The organism is Staphylococcus pseudoxylosus (assembly GCF_003697915.1).
Taxonomy (GTDB): domain Bacteria; phylum Bacillota; class Bacilli; order Staphylococcales; family Staphylococcaceae; genus Staphylococcus; species Staphylococcus pseudoxylosus.
In genome coordinates this window covers 123,414-148,398 of record NZ_RCVN01000006.1, presented here as the reverse complement: position 1 = coordinate 148,398, position 24,985 = coordinate 123,414, and the positions used below count along the sequence as shown (strand labels likewise).

The following is a 24,985-nucleotide window of genomic DNA, read 5'->3' as shown; positions in this document are numbered from 1 at the left end:
TATACTTATTTTTGATTGAAACATATTAAATAACTAGATGTTTAAAAGTGTTTGTATACGTTTTTGAATGTCTAGTTTTTTTGTTCTTTATTAGATATAACGTTATAGTTTGCTATAAATAATGGTTGTGTCCATCAAACATTATGATTATAAAATAAAAGGCAAAAAAATTAAGCCAAGTAATTGAAGTGAGGAGACACATTCATCATTACTTGGCTTTTACGGGAAATGAATTAACTGTATATAAATAGTAAGGACTAGGTACTAAGTATATACTCGAGCAAAAATTGTTTTGTTTGTTACTATAAACAACACAAAGGAGATGGCTTCTTATTGGCTACCAATAAGAAGATAAATTTTATTATATCAAAGAGAAATTAATAAGTAAACAGAAATTTCAGAATTTTTGAAAATTAACGAATTTTAATTAAATATAAAGGAATTACAATATAAAATAAATATATTATATAAAGAGTTTTCCTTATATTCGTGTTGTAGTATTTCCGATAATTTGCTAACATTCAATTGATTAGTGCAAATTCAAGGGGGTCGTGTGGGTGAATAAAACAGTACGTGATTTAATATTAGTTATTTTTGGGTCGTTCATTTTTTCAGCTGGTGTGAATACGTTTATTATATCTGCTGATTTAGGTGAGGGAGGCGTGACTGGTATAGCAATCGTACTTTACTATGCTTTTCACATTTCTCCAGGTATTACAAACTTTGTATTTAATGCCATTTTAATTGGGATAGGCTATAAATTTTTAAGTAAACGGAGTATGTATTTAACTATTGTTGCAACGATTTTAATTTCTATCTTTTTAGAATTAACTGTAAGTTGGGAAATTGAAACAGGTAACATATTGGTTAATGCAGTATTTGGTGGTCTTTGTGTAGGTCTTGGTATAGGTGTGATTGTGCTTGCAGGTGGTACTACAGCAGGGACTACAATTTTAGCTCGAATCGCTAATAAATACCTAGACGTTAGTACACCGTATGCGTTACTATTCTTCGATTTAATTGTTGTAGCTATATCACTGACTGTTATTCCAATTTCTAGTGCATTGGTTACTGTGATTTCATTGTATATCGGTACGAAAGTAATGGATTACGTCATTGAAGGTTTAAATACGAAGAAAGCAATGACAATTATTTCAAGCAAGCCGGATGAAATTGCCAAAGTAATTGATGAACAAGTAGGACGTGGACTTACCATTTTAAATGGGCGTGGCTACTTCTCAAAAGAAGATAAAGATGTTTTGTATGTTGTTATCACTAAAACACAAGTAACGAAAGCAAAGCGTTTAATAAAAAAAATCGATGATAATGCATTTCTAGTTATTCATGATGTACGTGATGTATACGGAAATGGTTTCTTAATCGATGAACATTAAGATAAAACAATTTAAAGTTGAATAATAAAGTTGCCTAATTTATTTGGAATATTTCCATCATAAATTAGGCTTTTTATTATAAAAAGAAGCTCAACAAATCATATAACGAATTAAGATTTAAGCGTGTCATTTTGTGAACAGAATGCCTATAAAGCTAACGAAATATAAGGGACTGTTAAAAATAATTAATAGTCAATAGGTGTAAAAAATGATATAATATCATCTGTGATAATGATTATCATTTACTTGAGATAATTGGAAAATTTAACATGACTTAATATAAATTAATTGGGAAAATATACGATGTTATGCTTATTAATATAGGAAGAAGGGGAATTATGAATCGCTTAAAAGGAGAACAGGTCACTATAGGTTATGGAGAAAATGTCATTGTGGATAATTTAGATGTTCACATTCCTGATGGCAAGATTACCTCAATTATAGGGCCAAACGGTTGTGGTAAGTCGACATTACTTAAAGCGTTATCACGACTACTGCCAATTAAAGGTGGAGAAATCAAATTAGATAACGAAAACATACACTCACAATCTACGAAAGAGATTGCTAAAAAAATTGCAATTTTACCTCAATCTCCAGAGGTTGCAGATGGCCTTACAGTTGGTGAATTAGTATCATATGGTCGTTTTCCACATCAAAAAGGATTTGGACGCCTATCTGCCGAAGATAAAAAAGAAATCGACTGGGCAATGTGTGTTACAGGTACTTACGATTTTAGATTGCGCCCGATAAATGATTTGAGTGGAGGACAACGACAACGTGTATGGATTGCAATGGCGTTAGCCCAACGTACAGATATTATATTCTTAGATGAGCCAACAACATATTTAGATATTTCGCATCAGTTAGAGATATTAGAATTAATTACGCAGCTCAATAAAGAACAAGGCTGTACTATTATTATGGTATTACATGATATTAACCAAGCCGTTCGCTTTTCTGATCATTTAATCACTATGAAGAATGGTGATATCATCGCCAATGGTGATACTGAGGAAGTATTAACGAAAGAAATATTAGAAAAGGTATTCAACATTGATGTTGAAATTAGTACAGACCCAAGAACTGGCAAACCAATGTTAGTAACGTATGACTTGTGCAGAAAAAGCTATTCAGAAGTTTAGGGGTAAATTATGACTACTAAGAGAAAAGGGAAGTTAAGTTTTACAGCAACTTTTATAATAGCTGTAGTATTATTAATCGGCGCACTCATCATTTCGATATTGTTTGGGGATGCCAAAATTCACTTAAGCACTATTTTTGAAGCGGTGCTTAATTACGATTCTAAAAATCAACAACATAATATTATCAGTGAGATTCGTATTCCAAGAGATATTGGGGCGATATTAGTAGGCGTTGCGTTAGGGACTTCCGGAGCTGTTATTCAAGGCGTGACTAAAAATGGTTTAGCTGATCCAAGTCTTATAGGATTAAACTCTGGTGCATCATTTATGCTAGCGCTTACGTTTGCATTTTATCCTACTGCGCCATTCCTTGTGATGATGTTTGCTGGTTTTATAGGGGCGTTAATGGGTGGCTTTATCGTTTTAATGATTGGAAGGTCAAGAAGTGACGGGTTCAATCCTATGAGAATTATTTTGGCGGGTGCTGCTGTTAGTGCGTTGTTAACTGCATTAAGCCAAGGTGTTGCTTTATTATTTAGGCTAAATCAAAGTTTAACGTTTTGGAGTGCTGGTGGTGTATCTGGTACAACTTGGAACCAATTAGTTTGGGCAGCACCGTTTATCCTCATTGCGCTTGTTATTATCATTTCAATGAGTAAGCAATTAACAATTTTAAATTTAGGTGAAACTTTAGCCAAAGGTCTAGGGCAAAACGTTGCTTTTACACGAGCTATTTCACTGATATTATCCATGGTTTTGGCTGGTATTGCAGTTGCAATGGTTGGTCAAATTGCCTTTGTCGGCCTGATGGTACCACATATAGTGAGATACTTAGTGGGTACGGACTATGCTAGAGTGATACCTTTAACTGCTGTAGTCGGCGGTTTGCTATTACTAGTTGCAGATACGATTGCACGTATGTTAGGAGAAGCACCAGTTGGAGCTATCATTTCCTTTATAGGTGTACCTTACTTCTTGTATTTAGTTAAAAGAGGAGGTCGCTTCTCATGATAGATCCAAAGTTAAGATATAAACAGTGGCTCACGATGATTATACTCTCGATTCTAGTCTTGCTAGCGTGCGCATGGAGTATTACTTCTGGAGAATATAAAATGTCTGTCGAGGCATTTTTCAAAACGCTGATTGGCCAGGGTGAATATACAGATACATTGATATTGATGGAATTTAGATTGCCGCGTATGATTATTACAATATTAGCTGGTGCTGCTTTAGCCATGAGTGGTGCAGTCATACAAAGTGTAACGAAAAACCCACTGGCAGAGCCTGGTATATTAGGTATTAATGCCGGAAGTGGATTTGTAATTGCTTTGTTTATAGTGGTAGGACAGGTAGACGCGAGTAATTTTGTGTATGTTTTACCATTTATCAGTATGATAGGTGGTGTTTTAACAGCGCTTATTATTTTCTCGTTTAGTTATAATAAAGGAGAAGGTATTACGCCAGCGAGTATGGTACTTGTAGGTGTGGGGATGTCTACTGCACTTAGTGGTGGTTCATTAACACTAATGTCTACATTTGACGAAGACCAATCAGAGTTTATAGCTTCTTGGCTTGCTGGTAATATTTGGGGTGATGAATGGGCGTTTGTTATAGCCTTTTTACCATGGGTTATCGTATTAATACCATTCTTGTTATTTAAAGCGAATGTCCTAAATTTATTGAACACACATCAGTATATAGCTCAAGGTGTCGGTGTGAAGATAGGGCGCGAACGCATTGTCTCATTATTAGTGGCAGTTGTGTTATCATCAGCAGCTGTTTCTGTAGCGGGTGCGATTGGATTTATTGGTTTGTTGGGACCGCATATTGCTAAGTCGATTGTTGGCCCGAGACATCAATTATTCTTACCGATTTCAATACTAATAGGTGCTTTTTTACTTGTACTAGCTGATACTATTGGACAAGTTATACTACAACCATCAGGTGTTCCAGCAGGTATTGTAGTTGCTATTATAGGGGCTCCTTATTTCTTATACTTAATGTATAAAACGAAATCAGTATAATTTGGTTTTAATGCTAAAAGTATGTAAATTCTAAAAATTCTACTTTACGTAGTGTTTATAAAATAGAAAAAGCCAAGGATAAGAAGAGGCTGGGATTTATGTCCCAGCCTCTTCTTTGCGATTAGTCAACTTTGCTAACAGTGCATTGATACTATAAACCGATTTTAGAAAATATGAGTAGTGCTTCCATTTTTCACATGCAAATGAAATTTGCATTCATATGTTAGCGTTTGCATTTGTGTGTAGGGTATACTATTACTGAATAGTTTAAATAGGAGGTCGTTATTATGAAAAAATTAATTAAACAAAAAACGAATTTTTTGAATGATATGTTGGACGGGCTTTCAAAAACAAACAATCAAATAGAAATTATTTCAGACACAGTCGTAGTTAGAAAAGATAGAAAAGAACAAGGCGTTTCTTTAGTTTCTGGTGGTGGAAGTGGGCACGAACCAGCTCATGCGGGTTATGTTGCCAACGGTATGTTAGACGCTGCAGTTTGTGGAGAAGTATTTACTTCACCGACACCAGATAAGATTCTTAGTGCCATAAAAGCTGTTGATAATGGCGATGGTGTATTGTTTATAGTAAAAAACTATGCCGGTGATGTTATGAACTTTGAGATGGCTCAAGAAATGGCAGAAATGGAAGACATTCAAGTGGCAACTGTCGTTGTAAAAGATGATGTTGCAGTGGAAGATGAGGCGCAACGTCGAGGTGTAGCAGGTACAGTGATTGTTCATAAGTATGCAGGACATTTGGCAGAAAAAGGGTTATCATTGGCTGAAATAAAAGAAAAAGTAGAAGGTTTATTACCTCAAATAAAAAGTATTGGTATGGCTTTAACAGCACCTATGGTTCCTACTACTGGACAATATGGATTTGATATTGAAGAAGATGAAATGGAAATTGGTGTGGGGATTCATGGTGAAAAAGGATTGTCCAGAGAAAAGGTTGAACCTGTAGATCAAATTGTAGAGCGATTAATTCAAGTTTTACTTAAAGAAGTTGAATCAGATGAACTCATTGTAATGGTCAATGGCATGGGAGCAACGCCTTTGTCAGAACTTAATATCGCTGCAAAATATGTCGGTGAAAACTTAGAGCAAAAGGGCAAATCGATTACTCATTGGCTAGTTGGAGATTACATGACTGCGTTAGATATGCAAGGTTTATCATTAACGTTTGTACCGTCTTCAGAAGAATTGTTAGTAGCGTTAACAGATATAACAGAGAGTTCATATTTCCATTAATTATAAAGTGATTATTGAAAGGGGCGAAAGATAGATGAATGTCGTTGAACTAAAAGAAAGATTATTAAAATTAGTAGATGTGTTTGAAGAAAAGGAAGCGTTATTAACAGAATTAGATAGAGCAATCGGTGATGGCGACCATGGAGTGAACATGGTTAGAGGTTTCAAAGCGTTACCAGATAATATTGATGATAGCTCTATGCAAAGTTTATTGAAATCTACGGGTATGACACTTATGTCTAATATTGGTGGTGCTTCTGGCCCATTATACGGTTTTAGTTTTGTAAAAATGTCACAAGTAGTATCAGATGAACTAGATCGTTCAAATTTAAAAGTACTCTTAAAAACTTTTTCAGAGGCAATTGCTCAAAGAGGTAAAGTGACGTTGAATGAAAAAACTATGTACGATGTAATTGAGCGTGCAAACCAAGCTGCACAAGATGATGAAATATTAACAAGTGATATATTACAATCCTACGCAGATTTAACAAAAGATATCGAAGCAACTAAAGGTAGAGCCGCATATTTCAAAAAAGATTCCTTAGGACACGTTGACCCTGGAGCTCAAAGTAGTGTTTATATATTGGAAGCGTTGATTGGAGATGACTCGTAATGACAAATATAGTAATAATTAGCCATAGTAAAGAAATTGCAGAAGGTACCAAAGCACTATTAAATCAAATGGCCGGTGATGTTAACGTCATTGTACAAGGTGGGGTCGATGGTAAAATTGGTACATCGTATGATCATATTCAAACATTAATAAACGAATTAACAGATGATGCATTGTGCTTTTATGATATAGGTTCTGCTGAAATGAACTTAGATTTAGCGATTGAAATGTATGAAGGTGAGCAGCGTATTGAAAAAGTAGAGGCACCAATTGTTGAAGGTAGTTTTACTGCAGCTGTGCAATTATCAGTTGGTAGTTCCATAGAAGAAGTTTTGGGAGAATTAAATAAAACGTTTGGCTAAATAATGTTATTTGTTTTACTATGTTAAATATAAATTAAAATGAAGTTCTCAACTAATATAACAAAAAACTTCTTTTTTATAGGAATATTTAATTGAAATGTGGTAAAATGAAAATTAATTGTAATAGAAATCTGGATATCTAGGAGGACATTGCCATGAAAGATTTAATATTAAAGCATGTCTTAAACGGCGAATTTGAGTCAGTCAAACGTTTAATGTCCCAAACAGATTTTATGGAATTTGAAGAAGTATACATTTCAAGCGCACATGAAGCTGAAAACATTATGTTTTATACATGTATTTTAGATATGATGAAGGTAGAAGAAACTGCAGAAATGCATGACTTAGCTTTTCTACTATTAGTCTATCCATTAAGTGAACTTCAGGGTGCTTTAGATTCTGCGTATTATCATGCGGAGTCATCCATAAAACTTACTGAGGGCAAAGAAGTAAAAAGTTTGTTACAAATGTTATTATTACATGCAGTTCCTGAACCAGTCATTTCTGATAAAAAGGCATTTGAAATTTCTCGCCAAATACTTAAATTGGACCCAACTAACAGTGTTGCGCGTAATGTACTGAAAGAAACAGCCAAACGTATGGATAACGTAGTTGTTGACTTTAATGAACTTAATCGTTTTAAAAACGCACACTAATAGCAAAATTATCATAGTTGAGTAATCATATTATTAGAACTTGACAAAATAACACATTAAAGTGATTTATTAAAGAATCGAAATATACATGTTAAAAGGTGTATCTATTTTGATTCTTTTTGTTTTATTTTTTGGAATTTTACACACTATTAAAGCATACCTTTAGTAATGTATAAAATTGCAAAAATAAAATTAAGATAACCATAAATATGCAATAGTTGTATTAAGATTTGTTATATTTAAATAATATAATGAATGATTAAAAGCGATGTTCAACTTAATGATTATTATTGAGAGCAATTAGAAGTGTAAAATTTTATATTGTGCAGTTGCAAAAAATAATCAGTAAGTTATAATAATGCAATGTGTTAACTATGAGGAGGTTAAAATAACATGGGGTTGAATAAAGAAGCTATAAAAATTGGTTTCGCTTATGTCGGTATCGTTGTAGGTGCTGGCTTTTCAACAGGACAGGAAGTTATGCAATTTTTCTCACCATATGGCCTATGGTCATATATTGGGGTTATACTTTCTGGTTTAATATTAGGCTTTATAGGTCGACAAGTTGCAAAGATTGGTACTGCGTTTGATGCGCAAAACCATGAGTCAACTTTAGACTATTTGTTTGGTGATAAGTTCAGTAAACTTGTAGACTATTTGCTTATCTTTTTCTTATTTGGCATTTCAGTCACAATGATTGCTGGAGCAGGATCAACATTCCAAGAAAGCTTTAATGTGCCAACATGGCTAGGCGCATTGATTATGGTCATTGCAATTTATATTACATTATTGATGGATTTTAATAAAATTGTTAGAGCATTAGGCATTGTTACACCCTTCTTAATTATTTTGGTTGTATTCATTGCTGCGTATTATCTTTTTAATGGCAGTATTTCGATAGATAAAGTGAATGAAACTGTACCAGAAGCCAGCTTATGGTTAGGTATATTGAAAGGAATTAATTATGGTGGACTTGCGTTTGCTGTAGGCTTTAGTACGATTGTAGCTATTGGCGGTGATGCTTCTAGACGTAGAGTATCTGGAGCTGGGGCATTATTTGGAGGTATTGTTTATACAATATTATTAGCGTTGATTAACTTTGCGTTGCAATCTGAATTCCCAAAAATTGAGAATGCTGATATTCCTATGCTGACATTAGCAAATGAAATAAGCCCTTGGATTGCACTTGTACTATCAGTTATTATGTTAGCTGTGATGTATAATACAATTCTTGGTTTAATGTATTCATTTGCTGCGAGATTTACAGAACCATATAGTAAAAAATATCATATATTTATCGTAGTTATAATGGTTGTAGGGTATGGTTTGAGTTTCGTAGGTTTCGCAGGCTTGATTAACTTCTTATATCCAATAATGGGTATTGTGGGACTTGTTGTTGTAATTGGCGTGCTGATTAAATACTATAGCAGAAAACGTCAAAACAAAAAGTTCATAGCATAAATGATTCATGATATTAAAATAAGAAATAAAGTCTCAGCTTGTACAATTTGTGCAAGCTGAATTTTTAATAATTCCGATAATTTATAAACACTACTGTGCAATAATTAATTATGGTACAATGCATTTCGAAAGGGAAGGTAATGCATGAAGAAAAAACACAAATGGACGATAATTACTTTAAGTATTGTTATTGTAGTAGCAATCTTGACTGCGCTGTTATTAAAACAACAGTATGACCGTCAACATTCACAAGAAATTAAAGAAAAAGTACAGATTAACAATAAAAATGTAAATGCATTTACAAATATAACTTATGGTACGGGTATGCCTAATAGTAAGCTAGACATATTAACACCTACTGAATTAGATTCGGATAATAAATTACCTGTCATTTTTTGGATGCATGGTGGTGGCTTTATAGCGGGAGACAAGCAATATAAGAATCCACTATTAACCAAAATTGCTGAGCAAGGCTATATTGTTGTAAATATTAATTATGCACTTGCACCAGATAATAAATATCCGACGCAGCTACATCAAATTGACCAAGCCGTAAAATTTATAAAGCGTAATAAGCATGAATTACCGATGGATTTTGATCAGGTTATTTTTGGTGGCGACTCTGCTGGTGCACAATTATCTAGCCAATACACGGCGATTCAAACAAATAAATCTTTAAGAGAAGATATGTCATTTGAACAACAATTTGAGTCAGATCAATTGAAGGCAGCAATATTTTTCGGTGGCTTTTATGATATGAAAACAGTAAAAGCTACTGAGTTTCCGAGGATACAACTTTTTATGGAAAGTTATACTGGAAAACGAGATTGGGAACAGCAATTTAAATATATTAGTGAAATGTCTACGATAAATCAGGTTACCAAAGATTACCCGCCAACGTTTTTATCTGTAGGTGATGCTGATCCATTTTATAGTCAAAATGTATCATTTTATAAAAAGCTAAAATCAATGGATATCCCGGTGGATAAATTATTTTATGATGGCTCCCATAATTTGAGACACCAATACCAATTCCATATGGATTTACCAGAATCACAACAAAACATGAAAGACGTTCTAAGATTTTTAAGCAGAAATACAAGTTCATCGGGCGTAGAAACAAATGTTAGTGAAGAAACGACGAACCCTAATGGAGTAGAATTAAATCCTTATTAAATAATAAGAATTTATGAAGGGTTATGTATATCTTATGATATAGTGTTAGTAATTTTAAATTACGACAGCTTTAATATGAGAGTGAGCTAAACGCACATAATATAAGTATTAATTTAATTAATTTTAAAAAATTAAGTACATTCCAGTTATAAAGAAAAGGAGTGAGACAGAAATCATATTTTCAATAATGATTTCATCGTCTCACTCCTTTTTAAATTGCAGTAAGAAGTTGAAAGAGGTCAACTATTAATGGCTATAAAACGGCATCCATATTTTAAATTTCAATAACTAAATGCTTATATGACAATATTGTTATTTGGGTCTTTGTTAATTTACAATTAAACTATTAGTGTGACATGTTTAAATATTATGCTTAGAGGTAGATTAAAATAATAACTTAGCCATGACATACTTGTTGTAATATCTACCGTCGATGTATAATTTATCACGAAGTTCACCTTCTATTTGATAACCCGCAGTTTTAAATAATTCAACAGCTGTCGTATTTTCGGGTACTACTGTTGCTTCTATACGACGAATGTTATGATTTAAGCACCATGCATCTACAGAATTAATTAAAGATTGGCCGAGGCCTTTTTCTCTGTAGTGTCTAATGACGCCCATTGAAAAATGAGCTTCATGACGTGTGCGTTCAAAATTTTCTGTCGTAACGATTGCAAAGCCGACGAGTTCGCCGTTATTTTCAGCGATATAAATGGCATTGGAAGGTGATGTAATATAGTGCTCTAGGTTTGAAAGCGCATCGTTATTAGAAGGTGCGTATTCCCCTGGATTGTATATTAAATAATCAGATTCATCATAAATTGTCGTTAATAATTTAACAAATGGATCTACATCATTGATACCGATTTCACGTATTTGATGAACCATGTGTGTCCACTCCTTATTTCTATTTTGCTAATGCTTAGTTATAGTATAACTTAACATCATTAGCGTGGTATTACTAGGACATATTTATGTTGCGCTAAACTAATATAAAGGAAGTATGATTATGAAACCTAACATTTTATTGGCTGGTGTCACAGGATATATAGGTAAAAATTTAATCCAACATATAAAAAGTGAAGCTAATTTATATACATTATCAAAATATCCTAAAGAAGAAGACTTTAAAGAAGTGACCTGGTTAAAGAAAGATATTTATAATTATATGGATGTGTTATCAGCGATGGAAGGTATGGATATAGCTATTTATTATTTGGATCCAACTAAACACTCTGCGAAATTAACACAAGCCACAGCAAGGGATTTGAATTTAATCGCTGCAGATAACTTTGGTCGGGCAGCTGCTAAAAATGGTATAAGTAAAATTATTTATATTAGCGGAAGTAGATTCGACTATGAAACCATCCAACGCTTGTCGTCATATGGTGTTTTTGTAGAAAAAACTGAAACAACTGTATCGCGCCCACATGTGTCGGTCGAACTTCAATCTTCCAAATACGATGATGTTCGTAGCGCCTTAAGCATGCAGCTTCCTATGAATTGGACACTAGAACAAATGGTAGAATATTATTTTAAATGGTTGAATGAAACTAAAGGCACATTACTGCACACTTACAAAGAAGATGAGAATTATGTCATATACCTTAAAGACAAAGCTAAGCCTGTTCTTGTTTTTCATAAAATACAAATAGAGGAAGATATCATTTCATTACATTTAGTGGATGGTACATTAGTTAAACCTAATTTATTGAAACAAGGTAAGTTAGAATTTCGTAGGCTCAAAAATACGCAAACTGTAGTAGTCCATTTATATGATTATATACCTAAACTTGTTTGGCCGGTGTATTATTTAATTCAGTCACCCTTCCAAGGTTTGATGATGAGAGGTTTTGAAATAGATTGTAGAATTAAGCACTTTAACGGGAGAATTCAGTCTGGGGAAGATATAAAATATACTAAATAGATAAAGTGGTGATGACGTGGATATTTTATTAGTAGAAGATGATATGACATTGTTTAAAGAATTAAGTGAAGAATTAGAACAATGGGATTTTAAAATTTATGGTATTGACGACTTTAGTGATGTAATGACTCAATTTGAAGCGGTTAATCCTGCTATCGTTATCATGGATGTGAAACTACCTAAATATGATGGTTTTTACTGGACTAGAAAGATAAGAGAAACATCTAATACGCCAATATTGTTCTTGTCGTCGAGAGATAATCCAATGGATCATGTGATGAGTATGGAATTGGGGGCAGATGATTATGTTCAAAAGCCATTCAATACGAGTATATTAATTGCTAAACTACAAGCAATTTATAGAAGAGTATATCAATTTAGTTTGGAAGAAAAGCGAGTGCTTACTTGGCAAGATGCAACTTTAGATTTGTCTAAAGATAGTATTAGTAAAAACGAAGCACAGATTTACTTATCCAAAACTGAAATGATTATTTTAGAAATGTTAGTTAAGAAGCAAGGCCAAATTGTTACGAGGGATACATTGATTACTGCATTATGGGATGATGAAGCATTCGTTAGTGACAATACATTAACGGTTAATGTGAATCGTTTAAGGAAGAAATTAGCGGATATTGATATGAGCGACGCGATTGAAACAAAAATAGGCAAAGGATATATGGCACATGGATAACTTAAAATGGGTTTATATCTTTTTAAGGTCACGAATATATTGGATATTATGGTTTATCTTGTTAAACTTTATCACGCTACTTATCGCTTATTTAGATTATGATATTAGCGTGGGGAGTACATATTATATTATTATTTTAAATCTAGGAATTTCAATATTGTTCTTGTCGTTCACATTTTTAAAGGAAATTAAATTTTTTAAGCATTTAGATGACAATATAGAACCTGAAGCATTAAAGCATAAATCATTGGCTGACACGCCTTTACAGCAAGAAATGGTTGATTATTTATACGGTCAAATTACAGATCAAAAATCATTAGTTACACGTCAGCAAAAGCAAATTCAATCTACTGAAGCATCATTAACAGATTTTGTACATGATATTAAAACACCTGTAACAGCAATGAAACTATTAATAGAAAAAGAACAAGATACTACTAGAAAAAACGCGCTTTTATATGAGTGGACCCGCATAAACGACATGTTGGATAGACAGTTATTTTTGACGCGCTTAGAGTCACAAAATAAAGATATGTATTTTGAGCATGTGGCGCTGAAACGTCTTGTAATTGAAGAAATACAAATCACACGATATATTAGCCAGTCTAAAGGTATTGATTATGATTTGAATTTTGAAGATGACTATAAAGTATATACCGACGCTAAATGGTGTCGAATGATGATTAGACAAATTTTATCAAATGCAGTTAAATATAGTGAAGAAAGTACAATTCATGTTCATGCATATGTAGATCAAGGTCATACAGTTCTTAAAATTACAGATGAAGGTAAAGGGATAAGTGCTAAAGATTTACCGCGTATTTTTGAAAAAGGTTTTACCTCCACTACCGATCGTTATGAAACGTCAGCTTCTGGGCTTGGTTTGTACCTTGTCAATCATGTAAAAGAAAAGTTAGGTGTCCAAATATCAGTTTCTTCGGAACCGAAGGTAGGGACAACTATGAAATTTATCTTTCCTAAGCAAAATGAATTGATATCAAGATTATCTGAAAATATATAAAATTAATGAGTGACTGCAAAAATTTAAAAATAAATGTATAGGCATTATGAATGATGTTAGCCAATACGTATTTAGAACCTGAGAAGATTGTTTGTTTCTTAGGTTCTTTTTGTGCTTAACATTATATGATGGATAGATATGTATTTAAAATTATTTATAAAAATATTTGCAAATTAGTGAAAAAAGTTGTTGAATACAAATAATAAATATGCAATCATATTTAAGGTGAGTTTAATATGAAATAGTTATTAAAATTAATTCAATCTGATAGGTTACAATTCCTAAATAGACAACTATGATTTATACCAATAAAAGTAGTAAAATTTTGTTAATTTTACGAAAATGTAATATTAAGAATTTGTAAATGCAATTGTAGGATTGTAAATTTTGTGCTATTTTCAAATAAGGATAAATCAACATTTATGAGATTTTTTAACCAATAGAAGCAAATACTCATTTACACAATTTTAACAATAGTAAAATGATCCAAAATAATGAGTGAATTGTAAATCTTGTGAATCTTAATTTATCTTAGATATAGGTATTTAAATTTTTTAAATTTATTGAAGGTGATTGGGGACAATCGCTGTAAATGGAGGATTTTTTGGATGTTTAACAAGAAAAAAGATAAGTTCATGGTGAAGCTAGAAGAAATGGTGTTCAATTTAGATAGAGCAGCAATTGAATTTGGGAAAATGGATTTTAATACACACTTAGATTTGAAAGCATACTCAGATAATATTAAAACATATGAGTCACACGGCGATGAATTAATGCATCAAGTGATCTCAGACTTAAACCAAACTTTTATTACACCAATCGAACGTGAGGATATCCTCTCTTTATGTAATGCAATTGATGACGTATTAGACGCAATTGAAGAAACTTCAGGTATGTTTGAAATGTATTCTATTGAATATACGGATGAATATATGGCTGAATTTGTAGATAATATTCAAAAAGCTATAGCAGAAATGAAATTAGCTGTTGGATTATTAGTAGATAAAAAATTATCACACATGCGTATTCATTCTATTAATATTAAAGAATTTGAAACAAACTGTGATGGTATTTTACGTCAATCAATTAAGCATATCTTTAATAGTGAAACAGACCCAATCACATTAATTAAAATAAAAGAAATATATGAAAGTTTAGAAGAAATTGCAGATAAATGCCAAGCCGTAGCAAATAACTTTGAAACTATAATAATGAAAAATAGCTAAGGAGTCCTAACTTATGGAATATATTTTGATCATCACAGTAGCTATTGTTATTTTTTCACTTATATTTGACTTTATCAATGGTTTCCATGATACAGCCAATGCTGTTGCTACTGCTGTTTCAACGCGTGCCTTAACTCCTAGAACGGCTATACTTTTGGCATCTGTCATGAATTTTATCGGTGCTTTAACGTTCACTGGGGTTGCAGGAACAATAACTAAAGATATCGTAGACCCATTTAAATTAGAAAATGGTCTAGTTGTAGTATTAGCAGCTATTATCGCTGCAATTTTCTGGAATTTATTAACTTGGTATTATGGTATACCAAGTTCATCTTCACATGCATTGATAGGTTCTATCGCTGGTGCGGCAATTGCTTCACAAGGTTCATTTGCTGTATTACATTATCAAGGTTTTACAAAAATCATAATCGTATTACTTTTATCACCAGTCATTGCATTCTGTGTAGGGTTTATAATGTACTCGATTGTAAAAGTAGTATTTAAAAATGCGAATCTTACAAAAACTAATCGTAATTTTAGATTCTTTCAAATTTTCACAGCGTCTTTACAATCGTTCTCACATGGTACGAATGACGCGCAAAAATCAATGGGGATTATTACATTAGCTTTAATTGTTGCAGGTATTCAAACGGGTTCTAGCGTAGAACCACAACTATGGGTTAAAATTTCCTGTGCTACTGCGATGGGATTAGGTACCGCTGTTGGTGGTTGGAAAATTATTAAAACAGTTGGTGGTAATATTATGAAAATACGACCAGCTAATGGTGCTGCAGCAGATTTATCATCTGCGTTAACTATATTTGTAGCATCATCACTACATTTCCCACTATCTACAACACACGTAGTTTCTTCATCTATCTTAGGTGTGGGATCTTCTAATCGTATTAAAGGTGTTAAGTGGAATACAGCGCAACGTATGATTGTTACGTGGGTGATTACATTACCAATTTCTGCAATAGTTGCAGCATTGATTTATTACATTATTAATTTTTTCTTATAATTTAAGATAAAGTGATTCAAAAGCGGCTGAGACAAATGAATTGTCTCAGCCGTAATTATTTTATAGCAATCGTTTAAAGGCGCACTGCTTAATTTATGGAGTTAGTGGTTATTGCATTTGAGCTTATACTCAAATGTGACACTTATAAAAATTAGTATTACTTATTTAAGGGCGCCAATTGTCGCTATAAGTACATTTAGTTAATGGAACTTAAGCTTGAGTATTGGTTAAGACAAATCTTTTAACCATATCTAATATTTTTCAGTCTCACACTTTTTTGATCCAAATATAAGGTGCTGGAGATGAAAAATGGTTAGAGTTCATGAGCACAAAATAATAGCCTGAGACATAAATGTCTCAAGCTATTATTTGATTTATTTTACTACTGTCATCATTTCATTTGCATAATAAGGTTATAATTAATGGATGTAATTATAACTTGAAGCTTGTGATGCAGGGATAGTACGATAATCAACAGTACCTGGAGGTGTATTATAATTCATTTCTGAAATTAGAATACTACCATCTGGATTGACTTGTTCTACGTAAGCAACGTGTCCAATAGGTCCTTCATAATTTTGCATGATTGAACCAGCACTTGGTGAATTATTTACTGTATAACCGTCTGCAGCGGCATTGTTTGCCCAGTGATCTGCGTTCCACCAATAAGTACTAATTGGTTGACCAGTTTCTGCTCTACGATTAAACACGTGCCAAGTACATTGTCCCCAATCGTATAGGTTAGCATCACTTGCTGATGATCCACCCGTATTCGTGTTTGGTGTTTCTGTTGAGCTTCCGCCCGCACCACCAGTTCCTGTTGCACCAGGGATTGTTAATGTTTGATTAGGGTAGATGATATAACCATTTAAATTGTTGGCTGAAACAATTTCTTCAACTGAAACGCCATATTTATTTGCAATGATATTTAAAGACTCACCAGATTGTACAGTGTGACTTGATCCACCTGAAGTAGCGTTTGAAGATGATTCTTGTCCCTGAGAGCCACTTCCGCCAATTTCGATGACTTGCCCTGGGAATACAATGTTATTGTTAATGTTATTATTTTGTTTAATTTCATCAATTGAAACACCGTATTGCTGTGAAATTGACCATAGTGACTCACCAGATTTTACTGTATGCTGTGTTGATGCATCAGCTTCATGATTTGCTATGAATGCTGCTGCACCTGAAGCAGCTGTTACTGCAAATGCTAACTTTTTCAAAAAAACTCCTCCTTCAATGCCTATGTCTAACAGTGATTATTGAAATAAATACATGTCGTTAGTTTTTTTAATCTCAATTCACGTTTCATACTAACAAAAATCATTTGCTTTGTGTACGTTGTTATAAAGTTGTAATATTATTAATATTTAGTGTTTCACTGAGGATTATTCGATAAATACCTTCGTATAGGCGTTTATAAGCATGCGTTACATTTCGCTTGTAATTAACTTTATTTGAAATGTAACATTAACTATTAACAAAAATAGTGATTTTAACATTAAAATTGTTAGAAAATACATTCATCATGTTTGCTAATCAATGAAACAGTGAACATTAAAGTATTAATAATTGCAATCGTAGGACATTGTGAAAATTTACATGCTATACATATATCCCATAAATGTTATGATTAAACGCATATTATTTTTATAAATAGTTCTATAATGAGAAGGAGTGAGTAAATTGGCTGAATCAACACAACAAGTAAATAAGCAACAAAACCAATCTAAAAAACAATCTAAATCACAGTCACATGCTTATAGTAAAGTATGGCTATTCTTTATGTATTACTGGATTATTTTTGGCATTGGCTGTTATTTTGGGCAGTTCTTACCTATGGAATGGAGAAAACCACTTTCATTCGTACTTCTTGCCTTAGTACTGATTACGGTTATCTTTAATCGGGCACGTAAATACGGTCTAGTAATTTCCCATATTTACGCGATTGTTGTAGGTTTATTATCTTATGCAACCTTCACTGCATATTTACAGAATTTAGGACCAGAGGTATTTTTCAAAAATATCATTTTAGCAATTTCAGCGTTTATTGTTTTTGGGATTATCGGTTATTTCTTAATTGGTAATGCGGCTAGTATGGGGAAATATTTATTTGTTACTTTAGTTGTGCTTATTATAGCAAGTTTAATCGGTATGTTTATACAAAATCCAATTTTCCATACGATTATAACTGTAGTAGGCTTATTATTATTCCTACTCTATACACTGTACGATTTCAATCGTATGAAGCGTGGACAATTTTCTCCAAGAGAAATGGGCTTTAATTTATTTGTGAATCTGTTGCACATCATCAAGTATGTATTAAGACTTGCAACTAAATTTAGAAAATAATAAAATTTTAATATTCAATTTGATGAAGACACCTTCAAAAATACCTTGTGAAATAAGAGGTTTTTTGAAGGTGATTTTTTATCTGATGAGATGCTTTGTTAAAACAACATTTTTAAATTTTGAAAAAATACAATGCAACATTTTTAAAATTGAGTTTAATTAATGAAAAAGTTGACAAAATTATTTGTTTTATACAAAATTATCTAAAGACAAAAAATACTTATTTAAATAATTAAGATATAAAGTGCCAACTTTAGCTTTTATGATAGAGTGACATATTAATGCATGGCGTATGACAATATTTGAAAGAGGTTAAATTATGAAAGCGCAGTGCTTAAATATTATTTCTAAGGATAATTATCCTACGAAACGTGTAGCTGACGGCTTATTACTAATATTCCCTTTAAAAGGAATCACAGAGATACAACATTTTATAACAGATATTGAAGTTGAAAATGACTTATTTATAATCAATAACTCTGAAATTTTTACAATAAAAAGAAATGAACAAGCGATTAAGCTGTATATTGCGAGTGATTGGTTTTATAATCGTGGCTATGATTTTTTTGCGTATCAATATACATCTAACTTAATTCAATCTTCCAATGCGTTATTCCAATCTATACTTAGTTTAACGCAACATCAATTAAATAAAACGTTGACTGAACCGTTATTCGAGTCCTACATGAATAACATTGTCGATATTATCGCTTCTGAAGCAAAAGTCGATATAAAATATTTGAAACAACAAACAGACTATTCATTTTATGGTATTACCGGTGAAATGTTGGATTATGTTAATAACCATTTAGATAAAAAGTTAACGTTAAAAGAAATTGCGAATAAACTTTTTATTTCTCAATCAAATATATCGACGCAATTTTATAATACGTTGGGGATGAGCTTTAAAACGTATATAGATACTTTAAAACTTTCAACATCGATATCTAGTTTGCTAACAGGAAAATCTACGATAAGTGAGGTGTCCGATTACTATGGATTTAGCAGTTCTGCGATCTATAGTAAAAAATTCAAACATTATTTTGGTTATTCACCTAAGGACTATCGTCTACTTTCAAAATTGGATAAATCATTTCCTTTTACGGCCGAGGATTATAATATGAGAGCAGTCACTGAAATTCAGAATATAATAGCTGAACGACTTAACAAACTCAATGTTCAGAACAATTATATATGTATTAATCTGCAGCATATTAAAGAATCTACTAACGATACGATTATAATTCAAATTCATAGTATAGCAGAGTTTCATCATTTGCTTGCGAATAAGAGTATGAATTATCTATTTGAAGGTACACAAAAAGTGATTGTTTATTGCATGATAGATCCGAGAAAGTTACAGGAAACATTTATGGATGAATCTTATGGCTTTATTAATTTTGTTTATCATGCAAATGTGAACCTTGCATTTCAAATTACTAGTAATGACGATGTTAATATCTATATAGACCAAATATATAGTCAATATCAAGCTTATTTACAAGCACATCCAGAATTGTCAGAAAAACATATGCATTCAGTGAGTTATATCTTTAATGTTGAGCGTATGTCTATCAAAGAAATTTATCGTAATATTATTAAAATTCAGCAATATAGAGAGCATGTAAAATTCGGAATTGATATTACACATTTATTCAATCATCCCGAATGTTTTAAATTAATGGAGAAGCAGATGAAACGCATAGGATTCGATTATTTTTTTATAGATAATCATAAATTAACTTCTCCTTATTTGAGTGAAGATCATGAAGACTTGCTCACAAAACAAGTATTTAAGTTTAGTAATATTAAAAAGATTATGAATGATATGGAATTGGAAGAAAGAGCATATTTTCTTTTGAATGTGCATAATAATTATTTATTAAATGATGACAATATGGAGATTATCGAAAGTCCACCGTTACTTATGGGGATGTTTAAACAGATGCGTGAGTATTTTACAGGCGTGGGGATAGATTTATTCCAGCAACAAGGTGAGAAAAATGCATTGTATTTATATGATCAAAAAGGCTTTCGCTCCGTTTTAGGTAATATGTATGAAAGAATAATGGAGAAAATGAGATATGAAGTGAAAGATTTTGACTATTATACGATAGTGAATCATCCAGAGAAAATTTCCGTTTTTGTAAATGATTGGCGCATAGGGGAAAGTGAAACTGCAGAGAGTGAACCGCAAAATATACAAATACATTTAAATTTTAAAGATAAAGCACTGAAACGCCCTTACATTGTTTTTTATGAAAAAATAAATAGTACATTTGGAAATATCAATGGTATTATTGCACCATCTTTAAGAATTAAACATGCATGGTCAGATGAATTAATTAGCAAGATCGATGAGTATAATAAACCGCATTTTAGTGTTATGCAACATCATTTTGAAGAAGAGAATTTGACTATTGATTTAAATTATAATACCGTTCACATCATTGATATTTATAAAAAATAAATTATTATTATATTTTAACCCTGTAAAAAATATGCGTAGCAAAATACAATTTATCGTTATTCGTAATTTTGACAAATCTATAATTATAAATAATAAGGACATAGGCTTGTAATTTATGGATAATTGTATTGTATTGCTTACTAGCATTTGGAGGTGTAACAACAGTGAATAAAGACAAAAAAGAGCAATTTTTAAATATTTATAAAAAATATAAAAGTTTAATGCACTACATTGAATCAAACTACAAATTGACTATGAATGACGTTGCAATTTTAGAATTGATAGAGCAAAATTGTAGTGAAAATAACTTGTTAATGCAGCCATTTCTAAAAATTGCAACTACTGAACTTGAGTTAAGTAGGACTAAGGTGCTTGCATCGATTCGTAGATTGATTGATCAAGATAGAGTAAGTAAAATACGTTCAACTGAAGATGAGCGTAAAGTATACTTATTTATGAATAATGACAATGCACAAAACTATAAAACTTTATTAGATGATATTGAAGGATATGTTAAGTAAACGCTAGTGTAATTTAACAACTTCAATAGTCTGAATAGCATATTAAAATAAAAACTACAGACATTTACTTTATATGGTAAATATCTGTAGTTTTTATAGTTTGAAAAGGACTTGGGTTCAACTGATGTGCGTAAATCTATATTCTAAAGCAAAAATATTGTATAATATATCATATTAATAGATGTAGTAATCGAGAAAGCGAGATGAAATCATGGGACGTAAGTGGAATAATATTAAAGAAAAAAAGGCCCAAAAAGATAAAAATACAAGTAAAATTTATGCGAAGTTTGGTAAAGAGATTTATGTAGCAGCTAAATCAGGTGAACCTGATCCGCATGCCAATCAAGCTTTACGTTTAACATTAGAGCGTGCCAAAACTTATTCAGTTCCGAACCACATTATTGAGAAAGCGATTGAAAAAGCTAAGGGCTCTGGTGAAGAAAATTATGATGAATTAAGATATGAAGGTTTTGGTCCAAATGGCTCAATGATAATTGTTGATGCTTTGACAGATAATGTAAATAGAACTGCTTCAGATGTACGTGCAGCCTTCGGTAAAAATGGAGGCAATATGGGCGTATCAGGATCAGTCGCTTATATGTTTGAATATACAGCTGTATTTGGTTTTGAAGGCAAATCAGTAGACGATACATTAGAAGCATTAATGGAAAAAGATGTGGATGTCAGAGATGTGATTGATGAAAATGGATTAACTATTGTATACGCTGAACCAGACCAATTTGCACAAGTACAAGATGCATTAAGAGCAATAGGTATTGAAACATTTAAAGTTGCGGAATTTGAAATGTTACCCCAATCTGATATCGAATTATCAGAAGAAGATCAGGAACAATTCGAAACACTTATTGAAGTATTAGAAGACCTAGATGATGTGCAAAACGTATTTCATAACGTGGATTTGAAATAACATGAATCAACACATACAAACTTGGATTTCACAATTACAACTGCAACCGCACCCAGAAGGTGGATATTATAAAGAAGTCATTAAAGGTACTACAGAAGATGCAAATCAAAGAGCTCAATATTCTAGTATTTATTTCTTATTAACGCATGACAATATTTCACATTTCCATCGTATAGATGCAGATGAAATTTGGTATTATCATGATGGTGACTCACTTACGATTCATATGATCCACCCTGATGGTAGATACGAACAAGTATCTTTAGGGAAGCATATAGAAGCCGGTGACGTATTACAGTATGTGGTACCAAAAGGGACCATATTCGCATCATCAGTTGAAGGGCAAAATGATTACGCACTTGTTGGTTGCATGTGTCAACCTGCATTTGAGTTTGCACATTTTGAATTATTAAGCCAAAGTTGGTTGAACGAACAATATCCTAACTTAAAAAATATCAATATGCGTTATGCATTATCTTCCGAAGCTATTGAACAGAACAAATTTTAAATTCTATAAAAATTAAATTTGAGAGCCCGAGACATTACTTTGTGTCTCGGGCTCTCAAATCGTTAATACTGTTTCACTTTTATGTTATTTTGCAGTACCAAATACTTCTTTTGCAATTTCTACTACATAAGCAAGTTTTTGCCATTGTGCATCTTCCGTAAGTTTATTACCTTCTTCGGTAGATGCAAATCCACATTGAGGGCTCAAACAAATTTGATCTAATTTCACGTATTGCTGAGCTTCTTCGATACGCTTAAGTATCGCATTTTTATCCTCAAGTTCACCAGTTTTTGAAGTGAATAAACCTAGTACTGCTGCTGATTTATCATTTGGGAAATAGCGTAAAGGTTCAAAGTCTCCAGAGCGATCATCGTCATATTCTAAGAAAAAGCCACCTAAATTTTCCTGGAATAAATAAGGAGCTACTGGTTCGTAACCACCTGAAATTGCCCAAGTAGACTGGTAGTTCCCTCGACAAACGTGTGTTGTAATGAGTAAATCTTCTGGTAATCCTTGTACTGCTTCATTGACGACACGGAATGCAAGTTGACGTGCAGCTTCTTTTTCATCTTCAGTGCGATCACGACCACGTGTTTTTTGAGTTCCTGATGTTAGGTTTGCCCAATAAACGTCATCTAATTGAATATAACGCGCACCCAGTTCATAAAATTTTAATAGGCTATCATGATATGCTTTGGCAACATCATGGGAATATGCTTCAATATCTGGATATATTGTTTCATTTAAAATGTTTGGATGGAAAAGTTGGTTAGGGCTTGGAATAGAGACTTTTGATGTGCCGCGGCCGTTTACTTTTTCATGTAAGAATTGGAAATGTTCAAAATGGGGGTGGTTCGGGTTAAATGCAACCTTGTCTACAATCTTCACATTATGATTTCTAGTTTCAACACCTTCGAATTCTAAACCGTGTTCGGATGTATAGCCTTGAACACCTTCTAAATTCTCTAAGAAATCAAAATGCCACCAACTTCTACGAAATTCTCCATCTGTAATACTATGTAATCCTACTTCTAATTGCTTTTCGATGATATGTTCAATCTCTTCATCTTCAATAGCTTTCAGTGCTTGTGCGTCGATTACATTATTTTTGTAGTCTTGTCGTGCTTTTTTTAAGCGATCTGGTCGTAATAAACTACCAACATGATCTGCTCTAAATGGTCTATGGATAACTGTCATGGTTAGGCTCCTTTATTTATGGAATTTTCTGAAAAATATAGATAAAATTTAACAGACTTCTGGGGAATTGTCAATTTCGCTTTTACACTATGAAATATAGTACAATAATACTAATCAAATTTTAAAGTTAAAAATAAAAGACATCAATATAATTCATGAGATGACATGGGAGAAACAGTTTTATATAATAATGACAAGGAGTTGGTGACAGTGAAAGTAAAATATATTGATAAGCGTCACTGGCGTCGCATCATTGATAGAGAATACACAGAGGTTAAAGTGAACAATAATAAGTTTAAAGGTATTATTGGTTTAGTCACTATGAAAAAAGTTCGAGAGCCATTAGAGGTATCAGTTGTTGGACAAAACATTATTGTTGCTGATGACAACTATCAATGGTTACAAATCTTACCTGAGAAAAAACGTTATAGTATTACAGTGATGTTAGATGACAAGGGCAACCCATTAGAATATTATTTTGATATCAATTTAAAGAATGTTACACAGAAAGGAAATGCACGTACGATTGATTTATGTTTAGATGTGCTTGTATTGCCAAATGGGTCTTATGAACTTGTTGATGAAGATGATTTACAACGAGCATTGGATACAGGACAAATTACTAAGAAACAATATCATGAAGCATATGTAATCGCGCATCAGCTTATGATAAAAATTGATGCCGATTTTCCAACTATGCAAGACAAAATTATGTATTGTTATCATAAAATCAAACAGAAAGCAAAAGGGCAGAAACATAGTAAACATAAGCCGAAAGTGAACAAACATCATACGCATAAACCCAAACAACATACACATGATAAACATAAACAACATAAACATACATCAACGCATAAACAAGGACAACAAAAGTCTTCACATCATGAAAAGAGCTAATAAATGTAATGTAAGTAAAGTGTAGTTAATACGAATCGCAAACGATGCGAACTACAAAAAATCATGTATTGAAAAGGCATATAAGTATATAAATAAACGTGTTATAGTGAACATTGCATGTATAATGTAAAACTTAGAA

Annotated in this window: 24 protein-coding genes; 21 read left to right on the top strand and 3 right to left on the bottom strand. The window is 32.4% G+C overall.

Going from position 1 to position 24,985, the window contains the following annotated elements; all coding sequences use genetic code 11:
- Window positions 1-557 precede the first annotated feature (557 nt).
- From D9V42_RS07030 to D9V42_RS06985, 10 genes are all read left to right on the top strand, one after another.
- Window positions 558-1,394 (top strand): YitT family protein, encoded by an 837-nt coding sequence (locus D9V42_RS07030; RefSeq protein WP_107529840.1) that lies wholly within the window; start codon window positions 558-560, stop codon window positions 1,392-1,394.
- Window positions 1,395-1,732: 338 nt separating this feature from the next.
- Complete coding sequence (locus D9V42_RS07025; protein ID WP_107554529.1) at window positions 1,733-2,536, top strand: ABC transporter ATP-binding protein; 804 nt, start codon at window positions 1,733-1,735, stop codon at window positions 2,534-2,536.
- Between the two features lie 9 nt (window positions 2,537-2,545).
- Complete coding sequence (locus D9V42_RS07020; protein ID WP_122064132.1) at window positions 2,546-3,547, top strand: FecCD family ABC transporter permease; 1,002 nt, start codon at window positions 2,546-2,548, stop codon at window positions 3,545-3,547.
- Window positions 3,544-4,560, top strand: a complete 1,017-nt coding sequence (locus D9V42_RS07015; RefSeq protein WP_122064130.1) for a FecCD family ABC transporter permease — start codon at window positions 3,544-3,546, stop codon at window positions 4,558-4,560. Before D9V42_RS07020 ends, D9V42_RS07015 begins: the two co-directional genes overlap by 4 nt.
- Before the next feature lie 287 nt (window positions 4,561-4,847).
- A complete protein-coding gene (dhaK, locus tag D9V42_RS07010) occupies window positions 4,848-5,813 on the top strand; it encodes a dihydroxyacetone kinase subunit DhaK (protein ID WP_122064127.1) in 966 nt (321 codons plus the stop codon).
- Between the two features lie 34 nt (window positions 5,814-5,847).
- Entirely contained in the window at window positions 5,848-6,426 is a 579-nt protein-coding gene (gene dhaL, locus D9V42_RS07005) for a dihydroxyacetone kinase subunit DhaL (protein ID WP_107554525.1), read from the top strand.
- Window positions 6,426-6,788 (top strand): dihydroxyacetone kinase phosphoryl donor subunit DhaM, encoded by a 363-nt coding sequence (gene dhaM / locus D9V42_RS07000; protein ID WP_107554524.1) that lies wholly within the window; start codon window positions 6,426-6,428, stop codon window positions 6,786-6,788. Before dhaL ends, dhaM begins: the two co-directional genes overlap by 1 nt.
- 155 nt (window positions 6,789-6,943) lie before the next feature.
- Complete coding sequence (locus D9V42_RS06995; protein WP_017722603.1) at window positions 6,944-7,444, top strand: hypothetical protein; 501 nt, start codon at window positions 6,944-6,946, stop codon at window positions 7,442-7,444.
- Between the two features lie 393 nt (window positions 7,445-7,837).
- Window positions 7,838-8,905: a YkvI family membrane protein gene (locus tag D9V42_RS06990; RefSeq protein WP_107554523.1), complete on the top strand. Its 1,068-nt coding sequence runs from the start codon at window positions 7,838-7,840 to the stop codon at window positions 8,903-8,905.
- Between the two features lie 144 nt (window positions 8,906-9,049).
- Window positions 9,050-10,081 (top strand): alpha/beta hydrolase, encoded by a 1,032-nt coding sequence (locus D9V42_RS06985; RefSeq protein ID WP_122064125.1) that lies wholly within the window; start codon window positions 9,050-9,052, stop codon window positions 10,079-10,081.
- A gap of 384 nt (window positions 10,082-10,465) precedes the next feature.
- Here D9V42_RS06985 and D9V42_RS06980 read toward each other — a convergent pair whose 3' ends face one another.
- Window positions 10,466-10,972, bottom strand: coding sequence for a GNAT family N-acetyltransferase (locus D9V42_RS06980; RefSeq protein ID WP_017722600.1), 507 nt, complete (start codon window positions 10,970-10,972; stop codon window positions 10,466-10,468).
- A 121-nt stretch (window positions 10,973-11,093) separates the two neighbouring features.
- Here D9V42_RS06980 and D9V42_RS06975 point away from each other — a divergent pair, with 121 nt between their 5' ends.
- The 5 genes from D9V42_RS06975 to D9V42_RS06955 all read left to right on the top strand — a co-directional run bounded on the left by D9V42_RS06975 (window position 11,094) and on the right by D9V42_RS06955 (window position 15,970).
- Window positions 11,094-12,011 (top strand): Rossmann-fold NAD(P)-binding domain-containing protein, encoded by a 918-nt coding sequence (locus tag D9V42_RS06975; RefSeq protein WP_122064122.1) that lies wholly within the window; start codon window positions 11,094-11,096, stop codon window positions 12,009-12,011.
- 16 nt (window positions 12,012-12,027) lie between these two features.
- Window positions 12,028-12,702 carry a response regulator transcription factor gene (locus tag D9V42_RS06970; RefSeq protein WP_107554521.1) on the top strand — a complete coding sequence of 225 codons (675 nt, stop codon included), beginning with the start codon at window positions 12,028-12,030 and terminating at the stop codon, window positions 12,700-12,702.
- Window positions 12,695-13,723 carry a sensor histidine kinase gene (locus tag D9V42_RS06965; protein ID WP_122064120.1) on the top strand — a complete coding sequence of 343 codons (1,029 nt, stop codon included), beginning with the start codon at window positions 12,695-12,697 and terminating at the stop codon, window positions 13,721-13,723. The genes D9V42_RS06970 and D9V42_RS06965 overlap by 8 nt, the downstream gene beginning before the upstream one ends.
- A gap of 608 nt (window positions 13,724-14,331) precedes the next feature.
- A complete protein-coding gene (locus D9V42_RS06960; protein WP_017722596.1) occupies window positions 14,332-14,949 on the top strand; it encodes a DUF47 domain-containing protein in 618 nt (205 codons plus the stop codon).
- Window positions 14,950-14,962: 13 nt separating this feature from the next.
- Window positions 14,963-15,970, top strand: coding sequence for an inorganic phosphate transporter (locus D9V42_RS06955; protein ID WP_017722595.1), 1,008 nt, complete (start codon window positions 14,963-14,965; stop codon window positions 15,968-15,970).
- A gap of 419 nt (window positions 15,971-16,389) precedes the next feature.
- Here D9V42_RS06955 and D9V42_RS06950 read toward each other — a convergent pair whose 3' ends face one another.
- Entirely contained in the window at window positions 16,390-17,196 is an 807-nt protein-coding gene (locus D9V42_RS06950) for a LysM peptidoglycan-binding domain-containing protein (protein WP_122064117.1), read from the bottom strand.
- 463 nt (window positions 17,197-17,659) lie between these two features.
- Between D9V42_RS06950 and D9V42_RS06945 the strand changes: the two genes are divergently transcribed.
- The 5 genes from D9V42_RS06945 (at window position 17,660) to D9V42_RS06925 (ending at window position 22,752) form a co-directional block, all read left to right on the top strand.
- A complete protein-coding gene (locus tag D9V42_RS06945) occupies window positions 17,660-18,325 on the top strand; it encodes a Bax inhibitor-1/YccA family protein (protein WP_122064114.1) in 666 nt (221 codons plus the stop codon).
- A gap of 319 nt (window positions 18,326-18,644) precedes the next feature.
- The gene (locus tag D9V42_RS06940; RefSeq protein ID WP_122064112.1) at window positions 18,645-20,795 is read left to right on the top strand and encodes an AraC family transcriptional regulator; all 2,151 of its coding nucleotides are present in this window, start codon (window positions 18,645-18,647) and stop codon (window positions 20,793-20,795) included.
- Between the two features lie 164 nt (window positions 20,796-20,959).
- Window positions 20,960-21,316 (top strand): transcriptional regulator, SarA/Rot family, encoded by a 357-nt coding sequence (locus D9V42_RS06935; protein ID WP_107554516.1) that lies wholly within the window; start codon window positions 20,960-20,962, stop codon window positions 21,314-21,316.
- A gap of 211 nt (window positions 21,317-21,527) precedes the next feature.
- Window positions 21,528-22,244, top strand: coding sequence for a YebC/PmpR family DNA-binding transcriptional regulator (locus D9V42_RS06930; protein ID WP_107531672.1), 717 nt, complete (start codon window positions 21,528-21,530; stop codon window positions 22,242-22,244).
- 1 nt (window position 22,245) lies between these two features.
- Window positions 22,246-22,752: a cupin domain-containing protein gene (locus tag D9V42_RS06925; RefSeq protein ID WP_107554515.1), complete on the top strand. Its 507-nt coding sequence runs from the start codon at window positions 22,246-22,248 to the stop codon at window positions 22,750-22,752.
- Between the two features lie 84 nt (window positions 22,753-22,836).
- Here the strand turns inward: D9V42_RS06925 and D9V42_RS06920 are convergent, their stop codons facing one another.
- Window positions 22,837-23,949 carry a 5-methyltetrahydropteroyltriglutamate--homocysteine S-methyltransferase gene (locus D9V42_RS06920; RefSeq protein WP_107554514.1) on the bottom strand — a complete coding sequence of 371 codons (1,113 nt, stop codon included), beginning with the start codon at window positions 23,947-23,949 and terminating at the stop codon, window positions 22,837-22,839.
- 210 nt (window positions 23,950-24,159) lie between these two features.
- On the opposite strand from D9V42_RS06920, the gene D9V42_RS06915 reads away from it, so the two are divergent.
- The gene (locus D9V42_RS06915) at window positions 24,160-24,846 is read left to right on the top strand and encodes a ribonuclease FAU-1 family protein (protein WP_167456094.1); all 687 of its coding nucleotides are present in this window, start codon (window positions 24,160-24,162) and stop codon (window positions 24,844-24,846) included.
- The last annotated feature ends 139 nt before the right edge of the window (window positions 24,847-24,985 follow it).

Coding starts and splice junctions, on each gene's coding strand:
- D9V42_RS07025 (WP_107554529.1), top strand. CDS start 1,733: ATGAATCGCTTAAAAGGAGAACAGGTCACTATAGGTTATGGAGAAAAT.
- D9V42_RS07020 (WP_122064132.1), top strand. CDS start 2,546: ATGACTACTAAGAGAAAAGGGAAGTTAAGTTTTACAGCAACTTTTATA.
- D9V42_RS07015 (WP_122064130.1), top strand. CDS start 3,544: ATGATAGATCCAAAGTTAAGATATAAACAGTGGCTCACGATGATTATA.
- dhaK (WP_122064127.1), top strand. CDS start 4,848: ATGAAAAAATTAATTAAACAAAAAACGAATTTTTTGAATGATATGTTG.
- dhaL (WP_107554525.1), top strand. CDS start 5,848: ATGAATGTCGTTGAACTAAAAGAAAGATTATTAAAATTAGTAGATGTG.
- dhaM (WP_107554524.1), top strand. CDS start 6,426: ATGACAAATATAGTAATAATTAGCCATAGTAAAGAAATTGCAGAAGGT.
- D9V42_RS06995 (WP_017722603.1), top strand. CDS start 6,944: ATGAAAGATTTAATATTAAAGCATGTCTTAAACGGCGAATTTGAGTCA.
- D9V42_RS06990 (WP_107554523.1), top strand. CDS start 7,838: ATGGGGTTGAATAAAGAAGCTATAAAAATTGGTTTCGCTTATGTCGGT.
- D9V42_RS06985 (WP_122064125.1), top strand. CDS start 9,050: ATGAAGAAAAAACACAAATGGACGATAATTACTTTAAGTATTGTTATT.
- D9V42_RS06980 (WP_017722600.1), bottom strand. CDS start 10,972: ATGGTTCATCAAATACGTGAAATCGGTATCAATGATGTAGATCCATTT.
- D9V42_RS06975 (WP_122064122.1), top strand. CDS start 11,094: ATGAAACCTAACATTTTATTGGCTGGTGTCACAGGATATATAGGTAAA.
- D9V42_RS06965 (WP_122064120.1), top strand. CDS start 12,695: ATGGATAACTTAAAATGGGTTTATATCTTTTTAAGGTCACGAATATAT.
- D9V42_RS06960 (WP_017722596.1), top strand. CDS start 14,332: ATGTTTAACAAGAAAAAAGATAAGTTCATGGTGAAGCTAGAAGAAATG.
- D9V42_RS06955 (WP_017722595.1), top strand. CDS start 14,963: ATGGAATATATTTTGATCATCACAGTAGCTATTGTTATTTTTTCACTT.
- D9V42_RS06940 (WP_122064112.1), top strand. CDS start 18,645: ATGAAAGCGCAGTGCTTAAATATTATTTCTAAGGATAATTATCCTACG.
- D9V42_RS06930 (WP_107531672.1), top strand. CDS start 21,528: ATGGGACGTAAGTGGAATAATATTAAAGAAAAAAAGGCCCAAAAAGAT.
- D9V42_RS06925 (WP_107554515.1), top strand. CDS start 22,246: ATGAATCAACACATACAAACTTGGATTTCACAATTACAACTGCAACCG.
- D9V42_RS06920 (WP_107554514.1), bottom strand. CDS start 23,949: ATGACAGTTATCCATAGACCATTTAGAGCAGATCATGTTGGTAGTTTA.